The organism is Streptomyces sp. NBC_01320 (genome assembly GCF_035974375.1).
Taxonomy (GTDB): domain Bacteria; phylum Actinomycetota; class Actinomycetes; order Streptomycetales; family Streptomycetaceae; genus Streptomyces; species Streptomyces yanii.
In genome coordinates this window covers 4000198-4026228 of the sequence record NZ_CP108390.1, presented here as the reverse complement: position 1 = coordinate 4026228, position 26031 = coordinate 4000198, and the positions used below count along the sequence as shown (strand labels likewise).

Below are 26031 nucleotides of genomic sequence, written 5' to 3'. Positions count from 1 at the left end.
TTCATGCAGTACCGACCGCTCGGCCGCATCGGCGTCCAGGTCAGCCCGCTCTGCCTGGGCGCGATGATGTTCGGCCCCTGGGGCAACGAGGACGAGGCGGACTCGATCCGGATCATCCACCGCGCCCTCGACGCGGGCATCAACTTCGTCGACACCGCGGACGTGTACTCCGCCGGCGTCTCGGAGGAGATCGTCGGCAAGGCCCTGAAGGACTGCCGCGAGGACGTGTTCCTGGCGACCAAGTTCTTCATGCCGATGGACCAGGACGACCCCAACCAGCGTGGCGGCTCGCGGCGTTGGATCATCCGCGAGGTCGAGAACTCCCTGCGGCGGCTCGGCACCGACCACATCGACCTCTACCAGGTCCATCGTCCCAGCCCCGACACAGACGTCTCGGAAACCCTCGGTGCGCTGTCCGACCTCGTCCACCAGGGCAAAATCCGTTACATCGGATCCTCGTCCTACTCCGGCTCCCAGATCGTCGAGGCCCAGTGGGTCTCGCGCGAGCGGAACCTGGAGCGGTTCGTGACCGAGCAGCCGCCGTACTCGATCCTGGTCCGCGGCATCGAGGAGGACGTGCTTCCCACCGTGCGCCGCCATGGCATGGGCACTCTCACCTACAGTCCGCTCTCCGGAGGCTGGCTCTCCGGCCGCTACCGCAAGCACGCCACCGGGGGGCCCGCCTCTGCGGCCCGCCCCCAGGCCCGCTTCGACACGAGCACCCCCGCCAACCAGCGCAAGCTCGACGCCGTCGAACAACTCGCCGTCCTGGCGGAGAAGGCCGGCCTCTCACTCATCGAGCTCGCCGTCGCCTTCGTCATCAACCATCCCGGCGTCACCTCGGCGATCATCGGGCCCCGCACCATGGAACAGTTGGAGGCGTTCCTGCCCGCCGCCGATGTCACGCTGTCGGCCGACGTGCTCGACGCCATCGACGAGATCGTCGCCCCCGGGGTCACGGTCAACCCGGTCGACAACAGCTACGGCGACTTCGAGCTGCGCGCCGACCAGCGGCGGCGGTGACGCGAGTCGGCTCGGCAGGTCCCGGGCGGTCGACCCGCTCGACGCGTCGGCTCCCGTGCGAGTGCTTCGGATCCCCGACCCTGCACCCGGGGCAGCGGGGTGTCACGCCTCCCGCAGCAAGCGTTACCACTGCTCCGCGTGACGCTCATCTGACGCTCCACGCGCCCGATGATTGCTCGGGGAGCCGATAAACCTGCTCTGACCTGCGATTTTATCGAACTCTCTCGGGGTGACGAGTTCCCGATGACGCATCATGTGGAGTGCGTCGCGATCCTGGAGCCGGCCGTAAAGGGCGTCTGACCTGCTGGTTCAGGGAGTGTGCGTTATCTCCGCTGTGGGCGTTACGGGCGATATCTTGACGCTGAAGCGACGCTCGTGACGCTCCAATGACGCTTGTTCTGGCGGGATGTCAGTCGACTGATCGCGTGATCAGCCCCATGGTGGGGTCGAAGAGGCGCGGGGTCGCTGAGCTCCTTCGGCGGCTGCGGACGCTTCGGGGGTGGTGCCGTGCCGCCCTTTTCGCCGAGAGTGACGTTGACGATCGGGGAGGCGCCGAGCGGAACGCTCACGGTCTTCCTCCACGGCAAGTCGGCGTTCGCGACGGCGTCCGCCGTGTCGCTGTCGGCCCCGCGGGAGGAGATGTCGGCCGAGCCATTGCCGAGTGCCTCGTAGGTCACAGCGGCGACGGCGACGCCGCCGCGGTCGATACGGCGGTCGCCCGGGGTCTCGGAAACCCTTGTGGTGTCCGGAGTTTCGGACTCGTCCGGTCTGGCCGGTTCTTCGGCATGGCCGCGCTTTCTGTCGAGGTGAATTCGCCTGGGCTTATACACCATCGGATTCGACGGATGCCAGGCGGCGGAGAAGTCGGGCAAGGCGACCTCAATCGACATCGATCCGGTCAGCGAAATGCCCTGAATGCCTTATCGGTTGACGAGGCATCAACTCCGCATTGAGAATCCCCCCGCCGTGATCGGCACACCTCTGCGAGGTCACTTTCCCGTATGCGGAAGGTGGCCTGGTTTGGCATGCCTTGAGGTGCTCCGGTCGAGGTCAGGTCTACCGCGACCGGCGACGGAGTGTCCGCGCCGGCGCGTCGGTGCGCCCTTTTCGCCTGGTGCGGGACGGGTGCCGAAGAGGGGAATGGCGTGAGAGTGAGATATGGGCGGGCGATAGCCTGCCTTGTGGTTTCGGCGGTCGCCGGGACCATGCTTCCACAAGTCGCTTATGCGGCACCGGTTTCCAGTGACAGTGGCGAGGGTATTGTCGATACCTTCGCGGGCTGGTTCTCGGAAGACGAGGGTGAGTCGGACAGGCCCGAGTCGCCGCAGACCGGTGGGACTCCGGTGTTGCCGAGCCGGGAGAAGTTGCCGAAGGGCAAGCCGGCCGGCAAGGCGAAGCGCATTGCGGAACTGACGGGCAGTCGCACGGCGAACGCCCGGTACTGGAAGCTGTCCGACGGCCGGGTGCAGGCCGAGGTGTCGGCGGTGCCGACCGGGTATCGGGCGGGGAAGTCGTGGAAGGACATCGACCCGACGGTCACCCCGGCCGACATCAAGGGCTTCGCCTTCGCCAACACGACGAATACTGCCAGTAGTTGGTTCGGGTCGGACGCCGACAGGCTGCTCCGCTTCGAGTCCGGTGACGGGCATGCGGTGACCCTGGGTCTCGAGGGTGCGGGCAGGCTCGCACCGGTCGCCAAGGGCGACACGGTCACGTACAAGGACGCGGTCCGTGGTGCGGATCTTTCGTACCAGGTCGGTCCGGGCCGGGTGAAGGAGAACATCGTCCTGGCCGAGCGGCCGGACCGTCCGGTGTCGTTCACGTTCACGTTGGATGCGGGCGGGCTGACGCCGAAGGCGGGCAAGGACGGCTCGGTCTCCTTCTATGGCGAGGCCGCGAATCCGGTCCTGGTGATCCCGGCCGCGTTCATGACAGACGCGAAGAAGGACGCCCGGTCGCCGTACGGGTTCGCGTACAGCAAGCAGGTCACCCAGAAGCTGACCAGGGCCGGCAAGGGCTGGAAGCTGACGGTCACGCCGGATGCGAAGTGGCTGGCCGCGCCGGAGCGCCAGTACCCGGTCATGGTCGATCCCACGATCTCGATCGCGCCGACGCCGACGACGGCGCAGGACGTGATGATCTCCTCGGACGGCCCGGGGACGAATTACAACGACAACTGGCGGCTGTCGGTCGGCAACACCAGCACCGGCGCCTCCCGCGCTCTGCTGCGGTTCCCGCTGACGGGCGTCCCGGCCGGCACCAAGCTGGACGCGGCCGATCTGAAGCTGTACTACGACCAGACGCACACCACGGGTGACACCGAGGTCCAGCTGGAGGCGCACCGCGCCACGCAGGCGTGGACCGAGGAGCAGGCCACCTGGAACAGCGCCAACACGATCACCGGCGAGCTCTCGGGCACGGCGGTCGTGGTGGACGACGGCGACGCCGGGCGGACGGCCGCCGTCGGCGCCTGGCCGGCGTCGGGGAACACCGCGTACACGCAGTACGCGGTCAACCAGGACTACCTGTACAACAAGGACTCGGTCGCGGGCGACACGTACACCTGGCAGCCGAGCCTCCCGGAGGACGGCACCTATCAGGTCGAGACGCACTACGTCCCGGCCTCGGACCGCGCCACGAGCGCGCCGTACACCGTCACGTACGACGGCGGCAGCAAGGCGTACACGGTCGACCAGCAGGCCGGCGCGGCGGGCGTGTGGAAGACGCTGGGGTCCCACCCGTTCAAGGCGGGCACCCTGGGCAAGGTCGTCCTCGGTGACGGCCCGGCGTCGACGACGACCTCGGTGATCGCGGACGCGGTCCGCTTCACCAAGGGCGGCGTGGTAACCAAGGCGCCCGGTGAGCTGAACACCTGGCACACCTTCCCGGTGACCAAGACCGTCCAGTCCTGGATCGACGGCACGAACGCCAACAACGGCTTCGTCATCAAGGCCGGCGACGAGAGCGCCAACGGCCCGAAGGGCGGTCCGCGGTACGAGGGCAGCGAGTTCGGGTACGGCGGCGAGACCGCCAACTATCCCAAGCTGGTACTGACCTTCGGCCGGCAGGGCGTGGACCTCGCGGCTCCGACCACGATTCACGACACGGGCGCGGAGCTGAGCTGGTCCGCGTACCAGGACCGGGACCCGATCAACACCGGCGACGACATCGTCGAGTACCAGGTCCACCGCTCCATCAACCAGACCTTCACCCCTTCCGCCGCCACGCTCGTCTCGCCCGTCGCGTCCACGGTGACGTCGTTCACGGACACCACGGGCGTGCCGACGAAGGCGGACGACGCCGATCCGTTCGGCCGCGCGTACTACTACATGGTTGCGGTCAAGACGAAGGACGGGCAGGTCGTCGGTGCTCCGACGCAGCTGGTACGGCTGCCGAAAGCGGGGCGCACAACGAAGGTGCTGACCGCGACTCAGGACACCACCCTGTCCTCGGCCCGCACGACGCTCACGCACGACACGATCGACGACGGCGGCCCGAAGAACTGGCTGTCGGTCGGCAACAACTCCGCGACCTACGGCGACACCCGCGCCCTGCTGAAGTTCCCGGCCCTCGGCATCCCCGCCACGGCCCGGGTCCTGGACGCGAACGTACGACTGTGGAGCACGCAGACCGCCCAGGACACCACCGGCGCGATCTACGAGCTGCGCCCGCTGACGCGGGACTTCGACGAGGCCACCGCGACCTGGGTCAAGGCCAACGCGAGCACCAACTGGACCACCCCGGGCGGTGACTTCGGCGCCGTGGCGGGCGACACCGGGGCGAAGACCAACGACCCGGCCCGGCACGACTGGAACGTCACCTCGCTCGCCCAGTCCTGGGTGACCACCCCGGCCTCCCAGCAGGGCGTGGTTCTCAAGATGGCCGACGAGGCGGCCTCACAGGAGCGGACCCTGTTCCTGTCCTCCGAGGGCACCGAGCCGAGGCTCCAGCCCAGGATCGTGGTCACGTACATCGACTCCACCACCGAGTCGACGTACTACGCGCCCCAGACCCCGGCGCGGATGACCCCGAACACCGACTACACGGTCGACTTCACCCTCACCAACACCACCGCGTCGACGTGGAACGCCGCCGACCAGGTCCTCACCTACAAGTGGGCCCTGCCGGACGGCACGGACGTCACCAACGGCGGGAACCAGGTCCAGACGGCGCTGCCGTCCAACGTCGCGCCCGGTGGCTCCGTCAGCCTGCAGGCGCAGGTGAAGACGCCGATCAACTCGGACAACGGCAACAAGCGCACCGACTACGTCCTGACCTGGGACGTCTACAACAAGACGACCGGCACCTGGACCTCGGGCACCGCGGGCATCCCGGGCCTGAAGCAGAACGTGGCGGTGGAGGACCCGACCTCCAACCAGCTCGGCATGGAGAAGTTCTACGTCTACACGGGCAAGAACACCGGTGCCGGCTCGACCATCATGAACAACCTGGCGTCCGGCAACAGTGTTTGGCAGTACAACGCCTTCACCAACCCCGGCCGCGGTGTCACCACGTTCGCCCGGTTCGCGTACAACAGCCTCGACACCTCCGACACGGTCTCCGGCCCCGGTTGGTCCTTCCAGGCCGCCGGACCCATCCGGCTCGGCGCGCCGCTGGAGTTCCACCCCAAGCCGGACCCGACCGAGATCAGGCTCCCGGACGGCGACGGCACCACCCACGTCTTCCGCGAGCAGCCCGACGGCTCCTGGAAGGCGCCGGCGGGCGTCCACTACAAGCTGGCCGCCAAGCCCGGTCTGGACTGCACCCCGCTCAAGGACCCGATCCCCGACGCCTGGACGATGACCCGTCCCGACGGGACCCGGTTCGTGTTCGGCTGCGACGGCTACATGACGTCGATCGTCGAGAAGAACGGCAACACTCAGACGTACACCTACGAGGAACGGAAGTCGAACAACAAGCCGACGAAGTTCCTCAAGTACATCACCGACCCGACCGGCCGGCAGTCGCTGACGGCCGACTACTACTCCAAGGCCGACAGCAACAACCCGAAGATCATCGACCACATCAAGTCGATGACCGACATCTCGGGCCGCAAGGTCACCTTCGAGTACTCCGACAAGGGCCTGCTCACCAAGATCACCGACGGCGCCGGGTCCTCCCAGCCGAAGGTCTTCGGCTTCGAGTACGACGCCACCCAGGGCAACAAGAACGTCAAGCTCGTCAAGGCCACCGACCCGCGCGGCAACGCCACATCGCTGGCGTACAACTTCCCGCAGACCGGGGACGACCCGAAGTACCACTGGTGGACGAAGACGGTCACCGACCGTCTGCAGGGCACCACGGGCTTCGCGTACGCGGTGGACGCCGGCAACGCCAAGTTCACCGACACCAAGGTCACCGACGCCGAGTCGCGTGCCTCCGACTACGTGACCGACGACTTCGGCCGCGCAGTCCAGTCGACGAACGCCAAGTCGCAAGCGATGAAGCTGTCGTGGGACGCGGACAACAACGTCACGTACACGGAGGAGAGCAACGGCGCCAAGACCGCGTACTGCTACGACCAGAAGACGGGCTACCCGCTCTGGAAGCGCGACGCGGAGAACAACAAGGCGGGCGTGCCGACCCAGAGCGAGTGCGCCCCGGGCACCTACCCGGCGAACTCCACGCGGTACGCGTACCAGACCCGTGCCGACGGCTACTCGGCCGATCTCTTCACCAAGACCTCACCGGAGGGCCGGAAGTGGCAGTTCGGCTACGACACCTTCGGCAACCTGAAGACGGTCACCGACCCCAAGGGCGTCGCCACCACGACGGCGGGTGACTACACCACCTCGTACGAGTACGACTCCTACGGCCAGCTGACCAAGGCGACCGACGCCAACGGCAACGCGGACACGAACAGCGACTTCGGGCCCACGGGCTTCCCGAGGACGATGACGGACGCGTTGAACAAGTCGTCGACGTTCGTCTACGACGAGCGCGGCCAGGTCACCGAGGTCACCGACGCGCTGGGCAAGAAGACCACGCAGACGTACGACGTCTACGGTCGCCCGCTGGTCAAGACCGAACCCAAGGACCAGGCCGCAGGTGACGTGATCACCGCTCCGGCTCCCGTGTACGACGCCAACGACAACGTCACCACGTCGACGGCGCCCAACGGCGCGGTGTCCACCGCGGTGTACGACGCGGCCGACCAGATGACCTCGGCGACCGAGCCGAAGTACACCACGACGTCGGACGAGCGGAAGACGACGTACACCTACGACAAGGTCGGCAACCTAAGGACGACGACCGAGCCGAAGGGCACGCTCACCACGGCGGACGCGACGGACTTCGTCACGACCAACTCCTACAACGAGATCTATCAGCTCACCTCCGTCGTCAACGCGAACGGGGACAAGGTCAGCTACGAGTACGACGATGTCGGCAACACCACCAAGGTCGTCGACCCGAAGAAGAACGCCACGGCCGACACGGCCGACTACACCAACCTGTCCGCCTTCGACCTGAACCACCGGGTCACCAAGGTCACGGACGCCGCCGGCAAGACCACCAAGAAGGCCTACGACAAGGACAACCTGGTCGTCTCCACGACGGACGCCGAGAACAACACCACGCTCGTCAGCTACGACGAGCGCGGCAAGCAGACCGAGATCAAGGTGCCGCGCAGCGGCACCTCGCCGATCGTCTACCGCACGACCCGGTACGAGTACGACCAGGTCGGCAACACCACCAAGGTGATCACCCCGCGTGCCGTCGAGGCGGGGACGACCACGGCGTTCACCGCCCGCACCGAGTACGACGCGCTGAACCGGCCCAAGCGCCAGTACCAGCCGTACGACCCGGCGGACACCCGCCACAACGACCCCAACGTCTACACCGAGACCGAGTACGACGCCGTGGGCCGGGTCGCGAAGACCTCGATGCCGCCCTCGGAGGGGCAGACGGTCCGCAACACCGCGACGTTCGACTACTTCGACAACGGCTGGACGAAGAGCTCCACGGACCCGTGGGACATCGCCACCACCTACGACTACAACCCCCTGGGCCAGCAGACGGCCAGGACGCTGACGTCGGCGGGCGGCTCCTCCAACCGCACGATGACGTGGTCGTTCTATCCCGACGGCAAGGTCAAGTCCCGTTCCGACGACGGTGTTCCGGTGGGCAAGTCGGTGGTCCTGGTGGACAACTCCGACACCCAGCACACCTCCTCCACGGGTACCTGGGCCACCGGGGACATCACCGGGCAGCAGGGCTACGACCACCGCACCCACGCGGCCGGCACGGGCACGGACGCCTTCACATGGTCGCTCGACATCCCCAAGGACGGCACGTACACCGCGTACGTGAAGTACCCGAAGGTGACCGGAGCCGCCACGACCGCGAAGTACACCCTTGTCCACGGCACGACCACCGAACCGGTGGTCACCAAGGACCAGAACGCCGCTACCGGCACCTGGGTCAGCCTCGGCGACTACGCCCTCAAGCAGGGCGAGGACACCAAGCTGAAGCTGGAGCAGAACAGCGCCGGCGTCGTGGTCGCGGACGGGATCAAGCTGGTCCGTGACAACTCCGCGGAGACCGACAACGAGAAGCGGACCTTCAACTACGCCTACGACGTCAACGGCAACCTGACGTCGATCGACGACACGTCGTCCGGGACGAAGGCCGACGCCTACGCCATCGCCTACACCGGCCTCAACCAGGTCCAGAAGGTGACGGAGTCGCTGTCCGGCGTCGAGAAGAAGGCGACGTCGTACACGTACGACGCCAACGGACAGTCGGAGACGGTCACCCACCCCAGCCAGTTCTCCAAGTACACCTACGACCTGCGGGAGAAGGTCAAGACGGTGTCCGTCGGCAAGTCCGCGACGGACAGCGACCCCAAGGTCACCGCGTACACCTACACGGACCGCGGCCAGAAGCTGAAGGAGACCAAGGACAACGGCAACACCGTCGACTACACCTACTACCTCGACGCCGCGCTGAAGTCGACGACGGAGAAGAAGGCGGACGGCACCACGCTGGTCGCCTCCCACACCTACGCCTACGACGCCAATGGCAACAAGTCGCAGGACGTCGCGAAGAAGATGAACGCCGACAATCGCGCGGCGTACCTCGACTCCACGACCGACCTCACCTACGACCCGGCCGACCGGCTCACCAAGTCGGTCAAGACGGGCAACGGCGCCGGTACGGAGACGTACCTCCACGACGACAACGCCAACGTCGTCAGTCAGACCGTCAAGGGCGCGACCACCACGTTCCAGTACGACCGGAACAGGCTGCTGACCGCGACGACGTCAGGCGTCAGCGCCGGATACGCCTACGACCCCTTCGGCCGTCAGCAGTCGGTCACCTCCGGCGGCAAGGTCATCGAGCGGAGCGTGTACGACGGCTTCGACCACGTCGTGGAGTCCCAGAAGATGGACGCCGGCGGCGCGATGAAGTCGACGACGTACACCTTCGACCCGCTGGACCGCACCGCGTCGAAGACGGCGGACGGCAAGACCACCGACTTCGAGTACCTGGGCCTGTCCGGCGAGGTCCTCGACGAGAAGGTCGCCGGCGCGCTGACCAAGTCGTTCCAGTACAGCCCGTGGGGCGAGCGGCTCTCGCAGACCAAGCACAACACCGACGGGACGACCGAGGACGGCTACTACGGCTACAACAGCCACACCGACGTCGAGACCCTGACGGACAAGAACGGCGACACCAAGGCCACCTACGGCTACACCGCCTACGGCAACAACGACGCCGCCGAGTTCACCGGCATCGACAAGCCCGAGGCCGGTCAGCCGGACAAGGAGGAGTACAACCCCTACCGGTACAACGCCAAGCGCTGGGACGCCCAGTCCGGCACGTACGACATGGGCTTCCGCGACTACAACCCGGGGCTCAACCGCTTCACCACCCGGGACATGTACAACGGCGCCCTCGCCGACATGAGCCTGGGCGCGGACCCGTACACCAGCAACCGCTACGCCTTCTCCGGCGGAAACCCCACCAGCCTCGTCGAGTTGGACGGCCACTTCGTCTTCGCGATCCCGGCCATCTACTGGGCGGCGGCAGCACTCGGCGCGGCGCTGTACGCGGCAACACCGCAGGGTCAGCAGAACCTCGCGGACGCGGGGACGGCCCTGGGCAGCATGCTGATGCCGTCCGCGGACGAGGCCGGCTCCAGCGATTCGTCCGACGAACCGCGTCCGGGTCCCACCCCCCAGCCGTCGCCGGGCCCCCAGCCCAGGCCCGCGCCGCGGACCACCGACACCAACAACCCCACGTGCGACACGATGCCTCTGATCGACGGAGGACGGGTCTACGGCGGCCTTGAGGAGTACACGGACCACCAGGGGAACAAGGGCTGCAGGGCGACCGGCGCCTATGCGTTCCTCACCAAGGCCGACCGCAGGTCGCGCACCGGGGCGGGCGGTCTGCCCAAGTGCCCCGAATGCGAACCGTCCGTCCAGCCGGACGGAATGGGAGAAATCGCGGCAGGAGGCGGGAACCCGCAGGCCGGCCACCTGATAGGTTATTGGGGCAAGGGCACTGGCCAGGACGTCCGAAACCTGGTCGCTCTGCACGGCAGGGCGAATGCGAGGATGGCCAGCAAGGTTGAATCCTTCGGCTGGAAGCACTTGACGGGCGACAATAAACTGTTCATGTCGGTCGTTCCCATCTACGGTGACCCGCATTCGGCTGTTCCTACACTCGTTCAGGTGGGAATGACCGCATACGGACCCCAGGGAGATATCGTGGACACTTTCTCGTGTACTGCGATCAACTCCCAGACCGGCATCGGTTCGACGTGCTAGAAGGGGCCTAGTGGTGGCAACGCTTGCGGAGATACAAGCCCTGTTGGGTGAACCCCGGTTCAACTGGTCGGATCCGGCACCGTGGATCGAACTGGAGCAGGAACTCGGCATCGAATTCCCTGCGGACTTCCACGAGATCGTGGATGCCTACGGTTCGATCTCGATCAACGGGCAGTTGTATCTGAAGCACCCCGCCGGTCATCTCCTGCACAACCTGGGAAAGGACATCAGGCTGGACCTCGAGTTCTGGCGCGAGGAGGACATGGCCGAGTTCCTGCCCAGTCCGGTAGGGGCGGGCCCCGGTGAGTTGATGCCGGTGGCGACGGCCACGACGGGGGAAATGATTTTCCTCCGCGTTCCTGATGAACCCTCGTCGCCTTGGCGCGTCCTGGTTCAGGAGATGGACAGTCCGGCATGGACTCTCTACGAGATGACGTTCAGCGAGTGGTTGCTGGCTTATCTCAGGGGTCGAGACGTGACGTTGTGTTCGCGCAACTTCGCGCCTGACCGCCCGTTCTTCGAATTCCTTCCCTGAAAATGAACACGGTGGTATCTCCTGTCCTGGTGGCGGGGGGTACCACCGTGTGAGCGCGGAGGGCACCGGCCGTCGTGGCCGGTGCCCTTTCGCGTGCGCAGCTCCGCTCGGGGAGCCCTGCGGCCGCTCCGCTTACGTGGTGAGGGCCGACTCCGGTCTGCCGTCGCGTCCGTGCGGCAGGGGTGCGGACTCCTCGTTCTCGGTGGAACGTTGGGTGTGGACCCCGATCATGCCGACGGAGGTCAGCACCGCGGCGACGGCGGCCGCCACGCCGCACACCAGGAACGCGGTGCTGAAGCCGCTGCCCAGGGCGTCCAGGGCCAGACCGTGCGCTGCGGATCCCGGGGCGCCGGGCGGCAGGCTGTTCACGGCGATGGGCCCTCCGGCCTCGGCGATCCCGCGTGCCGCTGCCACCTGACCGGCCGGCAGGTCCGCGCCGGACACGTTGGCTGCGAACGCCGACCCCGCGTTGCTGAGGGCGACCGCGCCGACGACGACAGGGCCGAGCGCGAAGCCGAGGTCGCGCAGCATGTTGGTGGTGGCGCTGGCCATGCCGGCCAGGTTCAGGGGCACGCTGTTCAGGGCCACGGCCGTCACCGAGCTGACGGTCAGGGCGAAACCGATGCCGACCAGCAGGGCGGGCGCGACGAACGCGCCGAGTCCCGGGTCGGTGACGTCCAGCCGGGTGAACAGCAGGCAGCCGATCGCCATCAGGACGAATCCCGAGGTCAGCAGCCAGGACGCGGCGACCCGGTGGAGGAGCCGCGAGACGACCGGGATGAGCAGGAAGGCAGGCCCCTGGAGGAGCAGGAAGAGGATGGCGACGCGGATCGGGTCCTGATGCTGCACCGGACCCATCCACATGCTCATCGCGAAGCAGGCGCCGAGGAAGGCGAGCATGCCGATGACGGCGACGAGGGACGACACCGTGAAGGCCCGGTTGCGGAACAGCCTCAGGTCGAAGATCGGGGATTCGGCCCCCAGCTCCACCACGACGAACCCGGCGAGGAAGCATGCGCCGAGGGCGAAGGCGAGGATGACGGGAAGGGTGGTCCAGCCCGACTCGGGCCCCTCGACGGCGCCGTACAGCACCAGGACGAGACCGAGGGCGAAGGTGATCTGACCGGGTACGTCGAGCTTGCGGCCCTCGGGCGACTTCGACTCCGTGACCAGCACCAGGGTGAGCACCATGCTGACCAGAGCGAGTCCGACGAGCACCCAGAAGGAACCGCGCCACGATCCGACCTTGGCGAACATGCCGCCGAGCAGAGGTGAGACGGCGGCGCCGGCGGACAGGAAGCCGCTCCAGACTGCCACCGCGTGCGCCCGTTCCCGCATGGTGCGGGTGACGGCGGTGATCGCGGTGAGCGAGCCGGGGAACATGGCGCCGGCGCCCAGTCCGTTCAGGGCGGCGCCGATCCACAGAACCTGGACGGTGGGCGCGAGCGCGGCCACGACACTGCCCACGGCGACCATGCCCGTGCCGGCCGCGATCAGCCTTCGTCGTCCGAAGAGGTCGCCGAGCACACCGAAGGTGAACTCGAAGCAGACCACGGCGATCATGAACGCGGCCGTGATCCAGGTCAGCTGGGAACCGTGCGTGTTCAGGTCCTGCTGGAAGAGTCCGAGGAGCGAGGCCGGCAGTGCGTTCGCGACCTGGGCCACGAAGACCGCGCAGCAGGCGGCAGCCAGTGTTCCCGCGTAGCCCGGTGTCCGGGCGGCCCCCGCGGTTGGGCCCGGGGACGTCGTCGTCCCGTTGTTGAGCGTCATTGCTGTTCTCCCTGGCTGGGAAAGGTGGGCGTCCCGGAAGCGGGAGCCCTGAGAGCGTGGAAGGGCTCGGCTCTGCGTGCGCGGTGGGGGAGAGGGGCACGACGCGAGTCGGGCGCGATGTCGTGGAGAATGACATTCGCTTTACGTCACGTCAATGATGTGTGCGCTATCTCAGGTGAGCGATCTTGTTGCAAGGCTAGCGATCACACTGTCGCGCGACCGGGGCGGCTCAGCGCTGCTCGGCCAGGTCTTTCTCCAGGGAGTGCGCCGTGGCGTCCAGAGCGGCCACCAGGGGCTGGAGACGGTGCGGGTCGTAGCGCACGCTGGGCATCGACACCGACAGGCCGGCCAGCGCGGTGCCGTCCCGGTCGCGCACCGGCACGCCGACGGCGACGAGACCGCGTTCGGATCGCTCCTTGTTGACGGCGAACCCGTTGCGGCGCAGACGCCTGAGCTCCGTCCGCAGCCGGGCGAGATCCGGCCGATCGGCGGGGCGGTCGCGGTAACGCTCGGGGGCGTAGACCTCCTCCAGTTCCTCGTCGGTGAGGTCGGCGAGCAGGAGCAGTCCCGCCGTGGTGCGGTGGGCCGGGAACACCATGCCCTCCCGGGAGCCGACCCGCAGCGCCTGCCGGCACTCGACGCTGGCGATGAACCGGGCCGTGTCCCCGGTGCGCACGATCAGGTTCGTGGTCTCGTCCAGAAGATCGACGACCCGGTGCAGATGGGGCAGAGCCGCCGCGCGCAGCCGCGACACGAGGGACTGCGAGTGCGCGGCGAGTTCCAGCACCGGCCCCGCACGGTAGATGCGGCCCTCGTCCTGCACGGCGAAGTCCCGGTAGACGAGCATCGCCAGGACCCGGTGGGCTGTCGACCTGGCGACGCCCAGCCGCTCGGCGATCTGCGACACGGTCGCGCCGCCCTCCATCTGCAGGATGGTCGCTGCTCGCAGCGCGTGGTCCACGCTGGCGATGGGGTACGGCGGCGGTGTCTTGAGCGGTTTGTCCATGGCACGTCCCTTCGGATTCTGCTCTCCAGAATCTTCATGTTCTCCTGGAAGACACGGTGCACGCTGGGCCTGTGACTCAGTCCTCCATCGCCCAAGACATCGCTACGGGTTCCCCCGTCCGGCTCCAGGCCGTTTCCGCGGAGGGGCAGCCCAAGGTCACCCCGGCGCTCGAAGAGCTGTACCGGGGCTTCGAGCAGGAACTGCTCGTCCCCCTGTGGACCGAGATCGGCGACCTGATGCCGGCCCATCCGCGCTCGCGCGCCGTGCCGCACCTGTGGCGGTGGGAGCGGCTGCGGGAGCTGGCGGACCGGGCCGGCAACCTGGTCCCGGTCGGCCGCGGCGGTGAGCGCCGGGCCATCGCGCTGGCCAACCCCTCCCTCGGCGGCAGGCCCTTCGCCACGCCGACGCTGTGGGCGGCCATCCAGTACCTCATGCCGGGCGAGGACGCCCCGGAGCACCGGCACACCCAGCACGCGTTCCGCTTCGTCGTCGAGGGCTCGGGCGTGTGGACGGTCGTCGGCGGCGACCCGGTGCCGATGAACCGCGGTGACTTCCTCCCGCAGGCGGGCTGGAACTGGCACGCCCACCACAACGCCACCTCCGAGCCGATGGCCTGGGTCGACGGCCTGGACATCCCCTTCCAGTACGTCACCGAGGCGCAGTTCTTCGAGTTCGGCCGCGACGAGATCAGCGACGCCGAGCGGATCACCCCGGAGCGGTCGCGCTCCGAGCGCCTGTGGGGCCACCCGGGCCTGCGCCCGCTGTCGGCCGTCCCGGCCACACCGGGCAGCCCGCTGCTGTCCTACAAGTGGGAGTACACCAACGCCGCCCTGAAGGACCAGCTCCTGCTGGAGAGGGAGGGCTTCGGCGGCACCGTCGAGCCCGGCCACGCCGCGGTGCGCTACTCCAACCCGCACGACGGCTCCGACGTCCTGCCGACCATCCGCGCCGAGTTCCACCGCATCGCCCGCGGCGCCGAGACCGCGCCGGTCCGCGAGACCGGCTCGTCGGTCTACCAGGTCTTCGACGGCTCCGGAGTGGTGACCGTCGGCGACACGTCCTGGACGGTGACCCGCGGCGACCTGTTCGTCGTCCCGTCCTGGCAGCCGTTCTCCGCCAAGTCCGAATCCGGTGCCACCGACTCCGACGAGGGCGGCCTCGACCTGTTCCGCTTCTCCGACGCGCCCGTCTTCGAGGCGCTCAAGCTCGACCGAACCCAGAAGGACGCCTGACCATGAAGCTCGCCACCATCCGCACCACCGACGGCACCCGGGCGGTCCGCCTCGACGGCGAGGTCCTCGTCGACCTCGGGTACGCCGACCTCGGTGAGCTGTTCGCCGAGGCCGACTGGCAGGCCAGGGCCGCCGCCTCCGGCACCACCTACCCGGTCGAGGGCGCGGACTTCGCGCCGGTCGTTCCGAACCCCTCCAAGGTCGTCTGCGTCGGCCACAACTACACCAACCACATCAAGGAGATGGGCCGGGAGCTGCCGAACTACCCGACACTCTTCCCGAAGTTCGCCGAGACCCTGATCGGCGCGGGCGACGACATCGCCAAGCCGGCCGAGACCGACGCGCTCGACTGGGAGGTCGAACTGGCCGTCGTGATCGGCAAGCAGGTGCGCCGCGCCGACGAGCAGCAGGCCGCCGACGCCATCGCCGGATTCACCGTCATGAACGACATCTCGGTGCGCGACTGGCAGTTCCGCACCATCGAGTGGACCCAGGGCAAGATCTGGGAGGCCTCCACCCCGGTCGGCCCCTACGTCGTCACCCCCGACGAGGTCGGCGGCGTCCGCCCCGCGCTCGAGGTCAAGACCGTCGTCGACGGGCAGGTCATGCAGCAGGACGACACCGGCACGCTGCTGTTCGACCCGGTCTTCCTGGTGCAGTACATCTCCACCGTCATCACCCTGCGCCCGGGCGACATCATCGCCACCGGCACCCCGGCCGGCGTGGGCAACGCCCGCGACCCCAAGGTCTTCCTGCTCCCGGGCCAGACCGTGGTCACCGAGATCGCGGGCCTGGGCGCCTGCATCAACAAGGTGGTCGCCACATGACCGACGCCCCGCGGACGTTCGCCGACGCGCGCGAGTGGGCCCGTACCGGCACCGAGCTGGTACTGGCCGCGGTCGAGGATCTCGACGAGGCCGGCTTCGCCGCCGACAGTCTGCTGCCGGGCTGGACCCGCAAGCACCTGGCCGCGCACGTCGCCGCCAACGCCGACGCCCTGTGCAACCTCGTGCACTGGGCGGCAACCGGCGAGGAGACGCCGATGTACGCCTCCCCCGAGGAGCGTGCCGCCGGCATCGCCAAGGGCCCGGCCCTCTCCGCCGGCGAACTGCGCGCCTGGCTGGCCGACTCGGCCCGTCGGCTCGGCACGGACCTGGACGAACTGACCGACGAGCAGTGGCAGAACAAGGTCGTCACCGCTCAGGGCCGTACCGTCCCCGCCACCGAGTTGCCCTGGATGCGGTCCCGGGAGACCTGCGTCCACGCGGTCGACTTCGGCACCGGCGTCACCTTCGCCGACGTCCCGGCGGGCTTCCTGTCCGCCCTGGTCGACGAGATCAGCACCAAACGCGGGCTCACCGAGCTGCCCGACGGCCCTCTCCCCGAGGTCGCCGCCTGGCTGGCCGGGCGGCCCCACACGCTTGCCGACGCTCCCGAGCTCGGCCCGTGGCTCTGAGAGTTGAGGAAGTTCCATGACGAACCCTGATGTGATCGTCGTCGGCGGCGGCATCGGCGGCCTGGGCGCGGCGTTCTCGCTGACCCGCCAGGGCCTGAACGTGCGTCTGCTGGAGAGCGCCCCCGCCTTCGGCGAGGTCGGCGCCGGCATCCAGCTCGCCCCCAACTGCACCCGCATCCTCGACGACTACGGTCTCCTGGAGGAGGCCAAGAGCCTCGGCGTCGTTCCGGACTCCATGGTCATGCGCGACGCGGTCGACGGCGGCGAACTGACCCGCCTGGACCTGCGCGACCTGGAGAAGCGGTACGGCTACCCGTACATGGTGATCCACCGCAGCGACCTGCACGGCCTGCTGCTGCGCGCCTGTGAGCGGGCCGGCGTCGAGCTGGTCACCGACTCCCGGGTCACCTCGTACGAGAACGCCGACGGGGGCGCCCGCGTCACCCTCGCCTCCGGCGAGGTCCACGAGGCCGGCCTGGTCATCGCCGCCGACGGTCTGCACTCCGTCGCACGCAAGCTCCTCGTCGACGACCAGCCCGTCTCCTCCGCGTACGTCGCCTACCGGGGCACCGTGCCCGCCGAGACACCCCGTGTCCATGGCATCGACCTCAGCGAGGTCGTGGTCCACGTCGGCCCGCGCTGCCACTTCGTCCACTACGGCCTGCGCGGCGGCGAACTCCTCAACCAGGTCGCCGTCTTCGAGTCCCCCAAGGCCCTCGCCGGCCAGGAGGACTGGGGCACCCCGGACGAGCTCGACAACGCCTTCGCCGAGACCTGTGGCTTCGTCCAGGACGGCCTGCCGTTCATGTGGCGGGAAAAGTGGTGGCGGATGTTCGACCGCGAGCCGGTCATGAACTGGGTCCACGGCCGGATCGCGCTGCTCGGCGACTCCGCGCACCCGCCGCTGCAGTACATCGCGCAGGGCGCGATCATGGCCATCGAGGACGGCTGGGTGCTGGGCGAGCACGCCGCCCGCAACCGCGCCGAGGACGGCACGATCGACTGGAGTGCCGCGCTCGCCGCCTACGAGGCCGTCCGCCCGGAGCACTGCCGCCGCGTGCTGACCACGTCCCGCAAGTGGGGCGAGCTGTGGCACCTCGACGGTGTCGCCCGCGAGCAGCGCAATGTGCTGCTGCGTGCCCGCGACACCTACGACTACGCCTTCGTGGACTGGCTGTACGGCCCGACCGCGCTGACCCCGGACGAGGAGCCCCCCATGTTCACGCCGATCCCGCTGTCCTCGGCCCGTGTCGACGAGCCTGAGTCACCCGCCCTGGTGGGAGGACACTCCCAGTGAGCGACGCCTATCTCTACGCGGCCGCCCGCACCCCCTTCGGCCGGTTCAACGGCGCCCTGGCCGGCGTACGCCCCGACGATCTCGCCGCCACCGCGCTGACCGGCCTACTGGCCAGGACACCGGACCTGGATCACGCCGCGATCGGCGACGTGGTGTGGGGCAACGCGAACGGTGCCGGCGAGGACAACCGCAACGTCGGCCGGATGGCGGTGCTGCTGGCCGGGCTGCCGGTGAGTGTGCCCGCCACCACCGTGAACCGACTGTGCGGCTCCAGCCTGGACGCGGCGATCATCGCCTCGCGCACCCTGGAGTCCGGCGACGCGGACATCGTGGTCGCCGGCGGCGTGGAGTCCATGACCCGCGCGCCCTGGGTGCTGCCCAAGCCGGACCGCGCCTTCCCCGCCGGCCATGTCACGGCCGTCTCCACGACCCTGGGCTGGCGGCTGGTCAACCCTGCGATGCCGAAGGAGTGGACGGTTTCGCTGGGGGAGTGCAACGAACTGCTCCAGGAGAAGTTCTCGATCTCCCGGGAGCGCCAGGACGCGTTCGCCGTGCGCTCCCACCGGCTCGCGGCCCGGGCCTGGGACGACGGTTTCTACGACGGCTTGGTCCTCCCCACGGCGGGGCTCGCTCGCGACGAGGGCATCCGCCCCGACACCGACCTCGGGAAACTGGCGGCTCTGAAGCCGTCGTTCCGCCCGGACGGGACGATCACAGCCGGTAACGCCTCCCCGCTCAGCGACGGGGCGTCGGCCGTGCTGCTGGGCACCGAGGCTGCGGCCGACCGGATCGGGCTGCGGCCCCTCGCCCGGATCGCCGGCCGGGGAGCGCACGCCGTCGAGCCGCAGATGTTCGGTTACGCCCCCGTGGAGGCCGCCGAGCAGGCGCTGCGCCGGGCCGGTATCCGCTGGAGCGACGTGGGCGCGGTGGAGCTGAACGAGGCGTTCGCGGTGCAGTCGCTCGCCTGCGTGGACGCCTGGGGCATCGACCCGGAGATCGTCAACACCCGGGGTGGCGCCATCGCCCTCGGCCATCCGCTGGGCGCCTCGGGCGGCCGGCTGCTGGGCACCCTGGCGAAGGTGCTGCGCGAGCGGCGCGAACGCTGGGGCGTCGCGGCCATCTGCATCGGCGTGGGCCAGGCCCTCGCCGTGGTCCTGGAGAACGTCACCGACGAGGTGAGCGGCTGATGGGCGTGACCATCGCGGCGACGGCCGACGAGGCCGTGGCGGGCGTCGAGGACGGTGCGACGGTGCTGGTGGGCGGATTCGGTCTGGCGGGCATGCCGTTCGACCTCATCGACGCGCTGATCCGGCAGGGCGCCGGTGACCTGACCGTCGTGTCCAACAACGCCGGCAACGGGGACGTGGGCCTGGCCGCACTCCTCAAGGCGGGCCGGGTGCGCAAGGTCGTCTGCTCCTTCCCCCGGCAGAGCGACTCCCATGTGTTCGACGAGCTGTACCGGGCCGGGCGGGTGGAGCTGGAGGTGGTGCCGCAGGGCACCCTCGCCGAACGGATGCGGGCCGCCGGGGCGGGCATCGGGGCCTTCTACTGCCCCGTCGGCGTCGGCACCCCATTGGCGGAGGGCAAGGAGATCCGGGAGATCGACGGACGTGCTCACGTCCTGGAGTACCCGATCAAGGGGGACGTGGCCCTGATCTCGGCGCACCGTGCGGACACCATGGGCAACCTCGTCTACCGCAAGACCGCCCGGAACTTCGGCCCCGTCATGGCCACGGCGGCCACGACGGTCGTCGCCCAGGTCACCGACGTGGTGCCCGCCGGTGAGATCGATCCGGAGAACGTGATCACCCCGGGCATCTACGTCGACCGCCTCGTGCGGGCCGAGGCCCGCCGGCTCACCGTGCAAGGAGCCCGCTGATGACGCCAACGACCACACAGCCCGTGGAGCACACGGACCGGGGCCCGCTGAGCACCGACGAGCTCGCGGCCCGCATCGCCCGTGACATCCCGCCCGGTTCCTACGTCAACCTCGGCATCGGGCAGCCGACCAGGGTCGCCGAGCACCTGTCGGCGGACGCGGGGATCGTGCTGCACACGGAGAACGGCATGCTCGGCATGGGGCCGGCCGCGACCGGCGACGAGGTGGACCCCGACCTCACGAACGCCGGAAAGGTACCGGTCACCGAGCTGCCCGGGGCGGCGTACTTCCACCACGCCGACTCCTTCGCGATGATGCGTGGCGGCCACCTCGACGTGTGCGTCCTCGGCGCGTTCCAGGTCTCGCAAGCCGGTGACCTGGCCAACTGGCACACCGGCGACCCCGACGCCATCCCCGCCGTGGGCGGCGCGATGGATCTCGCCGTCGGAGCGCGGCAGGTGCTGGTGATGATGAAGCTGTTCACCCGGGACGGCGCCCCCAAGCTCGTCCCCGCGTGCACGTACCCGCTCACCGGTACCGCCTGCGTCGGCCGCGTCTACACCGACCACGGCGTCTTCGCCACCGGCCCGGACGGTGTCCGCGTCCTGGAGACGTACGGCACCACGGTCACGGAGTTGCGGGAACGGCTCTCCGTCGACCTGCTAATCTGAGCAGGTTGGGTTTACGACATGTTAAAGATCATTACGCTACGTATAGCGTGGAGCCGGTATGTACGCTCGCCGTGCAGTGGCGCGTTAGGATCCGGTCATGGCGAACCTTCGTGAGGCGCAGAAGCAGATGACGCGCCGTCTGCTGCTGGAGTCAGGGCTTGAGCTGTTCAAGACGAAGGGGTATTCCGCCACCACGGTCGACGACATCGCGACCGCGGCGGGCACCACACGCGTCACGTTCTACGCGTACTTCCCCTCCCGCAGCGACCTGATGAAGGCACTTATCGACGAGCAGCTCAACGAGGCGCTGCAGCGCGTCCGTTCCCACGAGCACGGCTCGACGGCGCAGGACCTCGTCGCCACCGTCGTCGACGGAACACCGGAAGCGATCAAGGCGTGGCTGCGGCGAACCGCCGACAACTGGCCGGCCATCCGGCCGATCATCCGCATCGGCCGCGATGCCGCGGTGATCGAGCCGGAGCTGGCCGACCTGGTCGAGCGATGGCTGGAGGAGGCCATCAGCGACATCGAGGACGGGCTGACGGCGGCCGGGCGATTCGAGCCTCATCAGCGTCACTTCCGGGGCGTTCTCGCGATGGCACAGCTCGACTTCGTCGCCCAGAACTGGCACCGCGCCGACTGGAAGATCACCCATGAGCAGATGCTGGGCGAGCTCAGTGCCAGCTGGGTGGATCTGCTGACCTGACATGGCTCTGCTGACCTGACCGACACGGTCCGGGCGGTGGGCGTCAGTCCTGTTTCGGCGCCGCGTCGAACAGCAGCGCCCGGAGCCACTCGATGAAGTGGTGATCGGACAGTCGGGGGTTCCAGACCATGTCGATCCCCAGCCCGGGAAGCGGGAACGGGAACTCCTCGATCCGCAGATCGGCAAGCGTCCGCATGGTGGCGGCGACCTGGTGGCGCAGGAGGGCGACGCCCTCCGCGCGTGCGACCAGGAACGGCACCAGCAGGAAGTCGGAGATCCACAGGCCGACGCGATAGGGGATCCCCTGCTCCTCCAGCACCGGATACGGGAAGACGCGCCGATCGGTGTCCACGACGATGTGTGGCTGGGTGGTCAGGAGGTCGAGCGCGCTCGCTTCCGGCGGTGCGTCCGGCGAGGCCACCACCACACAGCGGTCGTTGTACAGGCGCTCGCGCGGGTAGGGCGAGAAGTGTCCCTCGGAGATCAGCGCGACGTCGACTCCCCTGTCGGTGAAGGTGGCCTCGTTCGGCACCGTGATCGTACGCACCCGCAACGTGACATGCGGAGCGCCCTCGGCGACGAGCCGCATCAGCCGGGGGCCGACGACGAAGGCCGTGCTGTTCGTCATGGCGACGGTGACAACGCGCTGGTCCTTGGCGGGGTCGAAGACGGGGAAGTTCACGATCTGCGCGGTCTGCTGCAGGGCGCTGCGCAGCGGCGCGATCAGCTCCAGTGCCCGCGGGGTCAGCGTGACTCCCGGACCCTGACGGACGACGAGGTCGTCGCCCAGCAGCCGCCGCATCCTCGTGAGGGCGTGACTCATCGCCGGCTGGGACAGACCGACCCGTTCCGCCGCCTTGGTCACCGAACGTTCCTCGAGGAGCGCGAGGAGGGGCACCAGCAGGTTGAGGTTGACCGACGCCAGTCGGTCCAGCCCCGAGCCCGCGGTGCCCTCTCCCTGGTCGCCCATGCAACAAACCCTACGCGGCCGCCCGGGCAGTACGACGCAGCCGGGGGATGGGGATCCGGTGGTTGAGCGCCGCGGCCACACCGGTGCCGTCGCCGTGCGACCAGCGCATCAACGCCGGTCCGCCACCAGGCCCGCCGTCGACGTACGTCGGTTCCCCGTCCAGCGGCAGATCGCCCACCACCTTCAGGCTCAGCCCGAACTGCTCGGTCCAGAAGTACGTCTGGAACCGCAGCGGCGGTGCGTCGTCGCCGTGTACGAGTGCCCTCGCGGCGACCTTCGCCTGCTCGATCGCGCTGCTCCAGAGAGGGACGCGGCGCAGCCCGTGCGGAGTGGGGAAGGCCGCGAGGTCACCCACGGCGGCGACGTCGGGGCGGACCAGTCCTCGCGAGTCGACCGGGACGACGCCCTTCGCCGTGAGCCCCGTGTCCGCGAGCCACTCCGTGTTGGGCACGTCGCCGACGGCGGTCAGGAGGATGTCCGCCTCGAGGACGGCGCCGTCGTCGAGCACCACTCGGGCCTCCCCCGCGCGCTGTTCGAGCCGCGCCGAACCGGTCTCGACGAGGGTGAGCCCCAGGTCCAGCGCGGCCTGGACGAACACGTCGGCGAGGTACGGACCGAGCTGGGCGATCAGGGGAACCCCTTGGGAGACCAGGGTGACCCGGCAGCCTGCGGCCAGGCATCCGGAGGCGACCTCCATGCCGAGCGCGCCTCCGCCCACCACGACGACCGACGGCCGGTCCGCCAGCCGGTCCCGCAGCCGGAGGGCGTCGTCGAGCCCGCGCAGGGTGAACTCCTCGGGCAGCTCGGACAGCCGTCGCGCGCGGGAGCCGGTGGCGAGGACGAGGCGGTCGTACGGCAGCGCCGAGCCGTCGTCGAGGGTGACGAACCGGCGCTCGGGGTCGAGCCCGGTCGCACGCACACCCAGCAGCTCCGTCGCCCCGTGCCCGGCCGGCGGAAGCTCGTGCGACGACATGTCGTCGCCGTCGAGCAGAAGTGCCTTCGACAGGGCGGGGCGGCTGTACGCCGGGTGCGGTTCGTCACCGACGATGGTCAGCTCGCCGTCGAAGCCGGCCTCACGGAGCGTGTCGGCCGCGGTGAGCCCGGCGATCCCGTTGCCGACGACGACCACGCGGTTCAGCGTGCCGCCGCTCATGCGACCCTCAGCGCCGCGACCGGACACACGCGGGCCGCGGCCTTCGCCAGGGCGGCGTCGGCTCCGTCGACCTCCTCGCGGTCGAGCACCAGCTCGCCCTCGTCGTCGAGATGCATGAGCTGCGGGGCGGCCTCCTCGCACAGGCCGTGGCCCTCGCATCGGGGGCGGTCGAGAACGATCTTCATGCGGGGATCACCTCCAGGACGGGGAGCTCTTCGATGCTCCGGGTGATGTTGCTGGGGACACGGACCTCGGGTCCGACGACGAGGCGCTTGACGCGCCGGGAGAGCGCTTCGATCACGGCGTGGGCCTCCAGGCGGGCGAGTCCTTGGCCCGCGCAGCCGTGCGGGCCGTAGCCGAACGAGAGGTGGTCGACCGGACCGCGCTCGACGAGGAAGGTGTCCGCGTTCTCATAGTGCCGGGGGTCGCGGTTGCCTGCGCCGAACAGGATCGCGATCTGCGCACCCGCGGGGATGACGGCCCCGTCGATCTCGACGTCCTTGACGGCGCGCCGGCCCCAGGCGTGGACGGGAGCCCAGAAGCGCAGCACCTCGTTGAACGCTCCCGGCACCAGCGACGGATCACTGCGGACCAGGTCGAGTTGGTCGGGGTGCGAGCCGAAGAGGGCGACGACGTTGCCGATCGCCGCCACGGTGGTGTCGACGCCGGCGCCCAGGTACTGGTGGATGATGTGGCCGGCCGTGTTCGGAGGGACGGCGCCACGTGCCTCGGCGTCGAAGATGCCGCGGCCCACGGACCCTTCCTCCAGGTCGTCCGCCGTGACCTCGGAGCACCATCCGTAGAGCTCGCCGGCGATCGGGAAGTTCTCGGCCGTGCGCTGGTTCATCGGGCCGAGGACCTGCATGGCGGCCTGACCCCAGCGCAGCATGTTCTCCCGCACGTGGCCCCTGAAGCCGATCAGGTCAGCGACGACCTCCAGGGGAAAGGCACGGGCGAGGGCGTCGATCGCCTCGAAGGAGCCCTTGCCGACGAGCTCGGCGACGAGTGCGTCCGCCTTGGCCTCGATCCGCCCCTTCAGACCGCGCAGCGCGCGCGGCGAGAGGTTCTCGGTGAGCGTTGCGCGCAGCCGGGTGTGCACCGGCGGGTCGGACGCGAGCGAGGTGCCGGTGAGGGCCTCGTTGGCCATCAGGTTGAACGCGATCGAGGTCGAGGAGTACGACTCCCAGTCCGCGAGTGCGCCGCGTATGACGTCGTACCGAGTCAGCGCGTACACGTCGTTCCGCCGGAGGTGGACGACGGGGCCCTCTTCCCGCAGTTCGGCGTACACGGGGTACGGGTCGAGCACGACCTCGTCGGCGAAGAGGTCGATGTCGGAGGTGGGTGGGTTGGTCATGCCCGCCAGTGAAGTGGCCGCCATTACATTCAGCAAGTGAATGTTTTACATGCTGTTACATGCATGGCATTCATGTGTGCTATTTGTCCGTCCTACCCTGCGTGTATTGTTTTTTCTCGGTGTTCATTTCATTGACGTCGTGTAAACCGAATGAGTACCGTGGCTACACGCCATGGGGTGCAGTGCACCCCACCCCGGAGGACACGTGAGGCAGGCATGAGCGGCAAGAGCAACACCGTGAACACCGTCCTGGGCCCAGTGCCTGCTGACGAACTGGGCGTCGTCTCGGTCCACGAGGCGCTGCTGTCAGTGGTTCCGGGTGCGGAGTACGCCTTCGACGTCACCATCGACCGCGCCGAGGTCTTCGAGGCGCTCGCCGCGAAGCTGAAGGACTTCCGCGCCCATGGCGGCGGCACGATCGTCGACAGCACCGGCATGTTCCACGGCCGGGACGTCCGGCTGTACGAGACCCTCTCCCGCACGACCGGCGTGCACATCGTCGCCTCGACGGGCCAGGGCCCGGAGGAGCTGCTCGGCGGCTACTTCCTCACGCCGCAGACCAACCCGCCGACGCCATGGCCGGCCGGGAAGTTCGCCGATCTCTTCACCGAGGAGATCACCGAGGGCATGGTGGTCCCGCGCGTGGAGCGACGCGGCGCCGCCGGCCTGGTGGCCACCACCGCGACCCTCGAGGGCATGACCGCGACCGACGAGAGCCTTTTCCGCGGTGCGGCCCGGACCGCCCTGAGCACCGGCGTCGCGGTCTCCATCCGCTACGGGAGCGATGCCGTCCACGACCTCGGCATCGTCCTGGAGGAGAAGCTGCCGGCCGACCGCGTCGTCGTCGGCGGACTCGACCGCAAGGACGCCGTCGCCGCCGGCGCGCCCCTCGAGATCGCCCGCCGCGGCGCCTGTGTCGCACTCGACCACGTCGGCGTGGAGGACGAGGCCCACATCACCGATGCCGAGCGCGCCGCCCTGGTCGCCGGCCTCGTGCAGGCCGGCTTCGGCAACCGGATCCTGCTCTCGAGCAACGCGACCGGGGTGGCGAAGGGCCACGCCGGCAACGACCTGCCGTACAGCTACGTCCTGACCACCTTCGTCCCACTCCTGAAGGCGCAGGGTCTCAGCGACGAGGACGTGGAGCGGATTCTCGTGGAGAACCCGCGCGACCTGCTGTCGGTGCGCTGAGCGCGCCGACGC

The 26031-nt window shown here is 69.0% G+C and carries 19 protein-coding genes; 12 read left to right on the top strand and 7 right to left on the bottom strand.

Going from position 1 to position 26031, the window contains the following annotated elements; all coding sequences use genetic code 11:
* Positions 1-3 precede the first annotated feature (3 nt).
* Entirely contained in the window at positions 4-1023 is a 1020-nt protein-coding gene (locus tag OG395_RS18240; protein ID WP_327243926.1) for an aldo/keto reductase, read from the top strand.
* A 341-nt stretch (positions 1024-1364) separates the two neighbouring features.
* Here OG395_RS18240 and OG395_RS18235 read toward each other — a convergent pair whose 3' ends face one another.
* Complete coding sequence (locus tag OG395_RS18235) at positions 1365-1913, bottom strand: hypothetical protein (RefSeq protein ID WP_327243925.1); 549 nt, start codon at positions 1911-1913, stop codon at positions 1365-1367.
* A gap of 315 nt (positions 1914-2228) precedes the next feature.
* On the opposite strand from OG395_RS18235, the gene OG395_RS18230 reads away from it, so the two are divergent.
* Positions 2229-10799, top strand: coding sequence for a golvesin C-terminal-like domain-containing protein (locus OG395_RS18230; RefSeq protein ID WP_327243924.1), 8571 nt, complete (start codon positions 2229-2231; stop codon positions 10797-10799).
* 13 nt (positions 10800-10812) lie between these two features.
* Positions 10813-11334, top strand: coding sequence for an SMI1/KNR4 family protein (locus tag OG395_RS18225; protein ID WP_327243923.1), 522 nt, complete (start codon positions 10813-10815; stop codon positions 11332-11334).
* 132 nt (positions 11335-11466) lie between these two features.
* Here the strand turns inward: OG395_RS18225 and OG395_RS18220 are convergent, their stop codons facing one another.
* Both OG395_RS18220 and OG395_RS18215 read right to left on the bottom strand, forming a co-directional pair.
* Positions 11467-13104, bottom strand: coding sequence for an MFS transporter (locus tag OG395_RS18220; RefSeq protein ID WP_327243922.1), 1638 nt, complete (start codon positions 13102-13104; stop codon positions 11467-11469).
* A 229-nt stretch (positions 13105-13333) separates the two neighbouring features.
* Entirely contained in the window at positions 13334-14110 is a 777-nt protein-coding gene (locus tag OG395_RS18215) for an IclR family transcriptional regulator (RefSeq protein ID WP_327243921.1), read from the bottom strand.
* Between the two features lie 71 nt (positions 14111-14181).
* Here OG395_RS18215 and OG395_RS18210 point away from each other — a divergent pair, with 71 nt between their 5' ends.
* From OG395_RS18210 to OG395_RS18175, 8 genes are all read left to right on the top strand, one after another.
* Positions 14182-15342, top strand: coding sequence for a cupin domain-containing protein (locus tag OG395_RS18210; RefSeq protein WP_327243920.1), 1161 nt, complete (start codon positions 14182-14184; stop codon positions 15340-15342).
* Between the two features lie 2 nt (positions 15343-15344).
* On the top strand, positions 15345-16169 hold the full coding sequence (locus tag OG395_RS18205) for a fumarylacetoacetate hydrolase family protein (RefSeq protein ID WP_327243919.1): 825 nt from the start codon (positions 15345-15347) through the stop codon (positions 16167-16169).
* Positions 16166-16798 (top strand): maleylpyruvate isomerase family mycothiol-dependent enzyme, encoded by a 633-nt coding sequence (locus OG395_RS18200; RefSeq protein WP_327243918.1) that lies wholly within the window; start codon positions 16166-16168, stop codon positions 16796-16798. The genes OG395_RS18205 and OG395_RS18200 overlap by 4 nt, the downstream gene beginning before the upstream one ends.
* 31 nt (positions 16799-16829) lie before the next feature.
* Positions 16830-18095 (top strand): FAD-dependent oxidoreductase, encoded by a 1266-nt coding sequence (locus tag OG395_RS18195; protein WP_442818760.1) that lies wholly within the window; start codon positions 16830-16832, stop codon positions 18093-18095.
* On the top strand, positions 18092-19282 hold the full coding sequence (locus tag OG395_RS18190) for a thiolase family protein (protein WP_327243916.1): 1191 nt from the start codon (positions 18092-18094) through the stop codon (positions 19280-19282). The genes OG395_RS18195 and OG395_RS18190 overlap by 4 nt, the downstream gene beginning before the upstream one ends.
* Positions 19282-19974, top strand: coding sequence for a 3-oxoacid CoA-transferase subunit A (locus tag OG395_RS18185; protein ID WP_327243915.1), 693 nt, complete (start codon positions 19282-19284; stop codon positions 19972-19974). The genes OG395_RS18190 and OG395_RS18185 overlap by 1 nt, the downstream gene beginning before the upstream one ends.
* Positions 19974-20645 (top strand): 3-oxoacid CoA-transferase subunit B, encoded by a 672-nt coding sequence (locus OG395_RS18180; protein WP_327243914.1) that lies wholly within the window; start codon positions 19974-19976, stop codon positions 20643-20645. The genes OG395_RS18185 and OG395_RS18180 overlap by 1 nt, the downstream gene beginning before the upstream one ends.
* Positions 20646-20742: 97 nt before the next feature.
* A complete protein-coding gene (locus tag OG395_RS18175) occupies positions 20743-21351 on the top strand; it encodes a TetR/AcrR family transcriptional regulator (protein ID WP_327243913.1) in 609 nt (202 codons plus the stop codon).
* A 43-nt stretch (positions 21352-21394) separates the two neighbouring features.
* On the opposite strand, the gene OG395_RS18170 is transcribed toward OG395_RS18175, so the two are convergent.
* Genes OG395_RS18170 through OG395_RS18155 form a run of 4 tightly spaced genes read right to left on the bottom strand, consistent with a single transcriptional unit; the run spans position 21395 to position 24828 of the window.
* Positions 21395-22321, bottom strand: coding sequence for a LysR family transcriptional regulator (locus OG395_RS18170; protein ID WP_327243912.1), 927 nt, complete (start codon positions 22319-22321; stop codon positions 21395-21397).
* Positions 22322-22331: 10 nt separating this feature from the next.
* Complete coding sequence (locus OG395_RS18165) at positions 22332-23474, bottom strand: NAD(P)/FAD-dependent oxidoreductase (RefSeq protein ID WP_327243911.1); 1143 nt, start codon at positions 23472-23474, stop codon at positions 22332-22334.
* Positions 23471-23659, bottom strand: coding sequence for a ferredoxin (locus OG395_RS18160; RefSeq protein WP_327243910.1), 189 nt, complete (start codon positions 23657-23659; stop codon positions 23471-23473). The genes OG395_RS18165 and OG395_RS18160 overlap by 4 nt, the downstream gene beginning before the upstream one ends.
* Entirely contained in the window at positions 23656-24828 is a 1173-nt protein-coding gene (locus tag OG395_RS18155; RefSeq protein WP_327243909.1) for a cytochrome P450, read from the bottom strand. The genes OG395_RS18160 and OG395_RS18155 overlap by 4 nt, the downstream gene beginning before the upstream one ends.
* A gap of 216 nt (positions 24829-25044) precedes the next feature.
* Here OG395_RS18155 and OG395_RS18150 point away from each other — a divergent pair, with 216 nt between their 5' ends.
* Positions 25045-26019: a phosphotriesterase gene (locus tag OG395_RS18150; protein ID WP_327243908.1), complete on the top strand. Its 975-nt coding sequence runs from the start codon at positions 25045-25047 to the stop codon at positions 26017-26019.
* Positions 26020-26031: the final 12 nt, after the last annotated feature.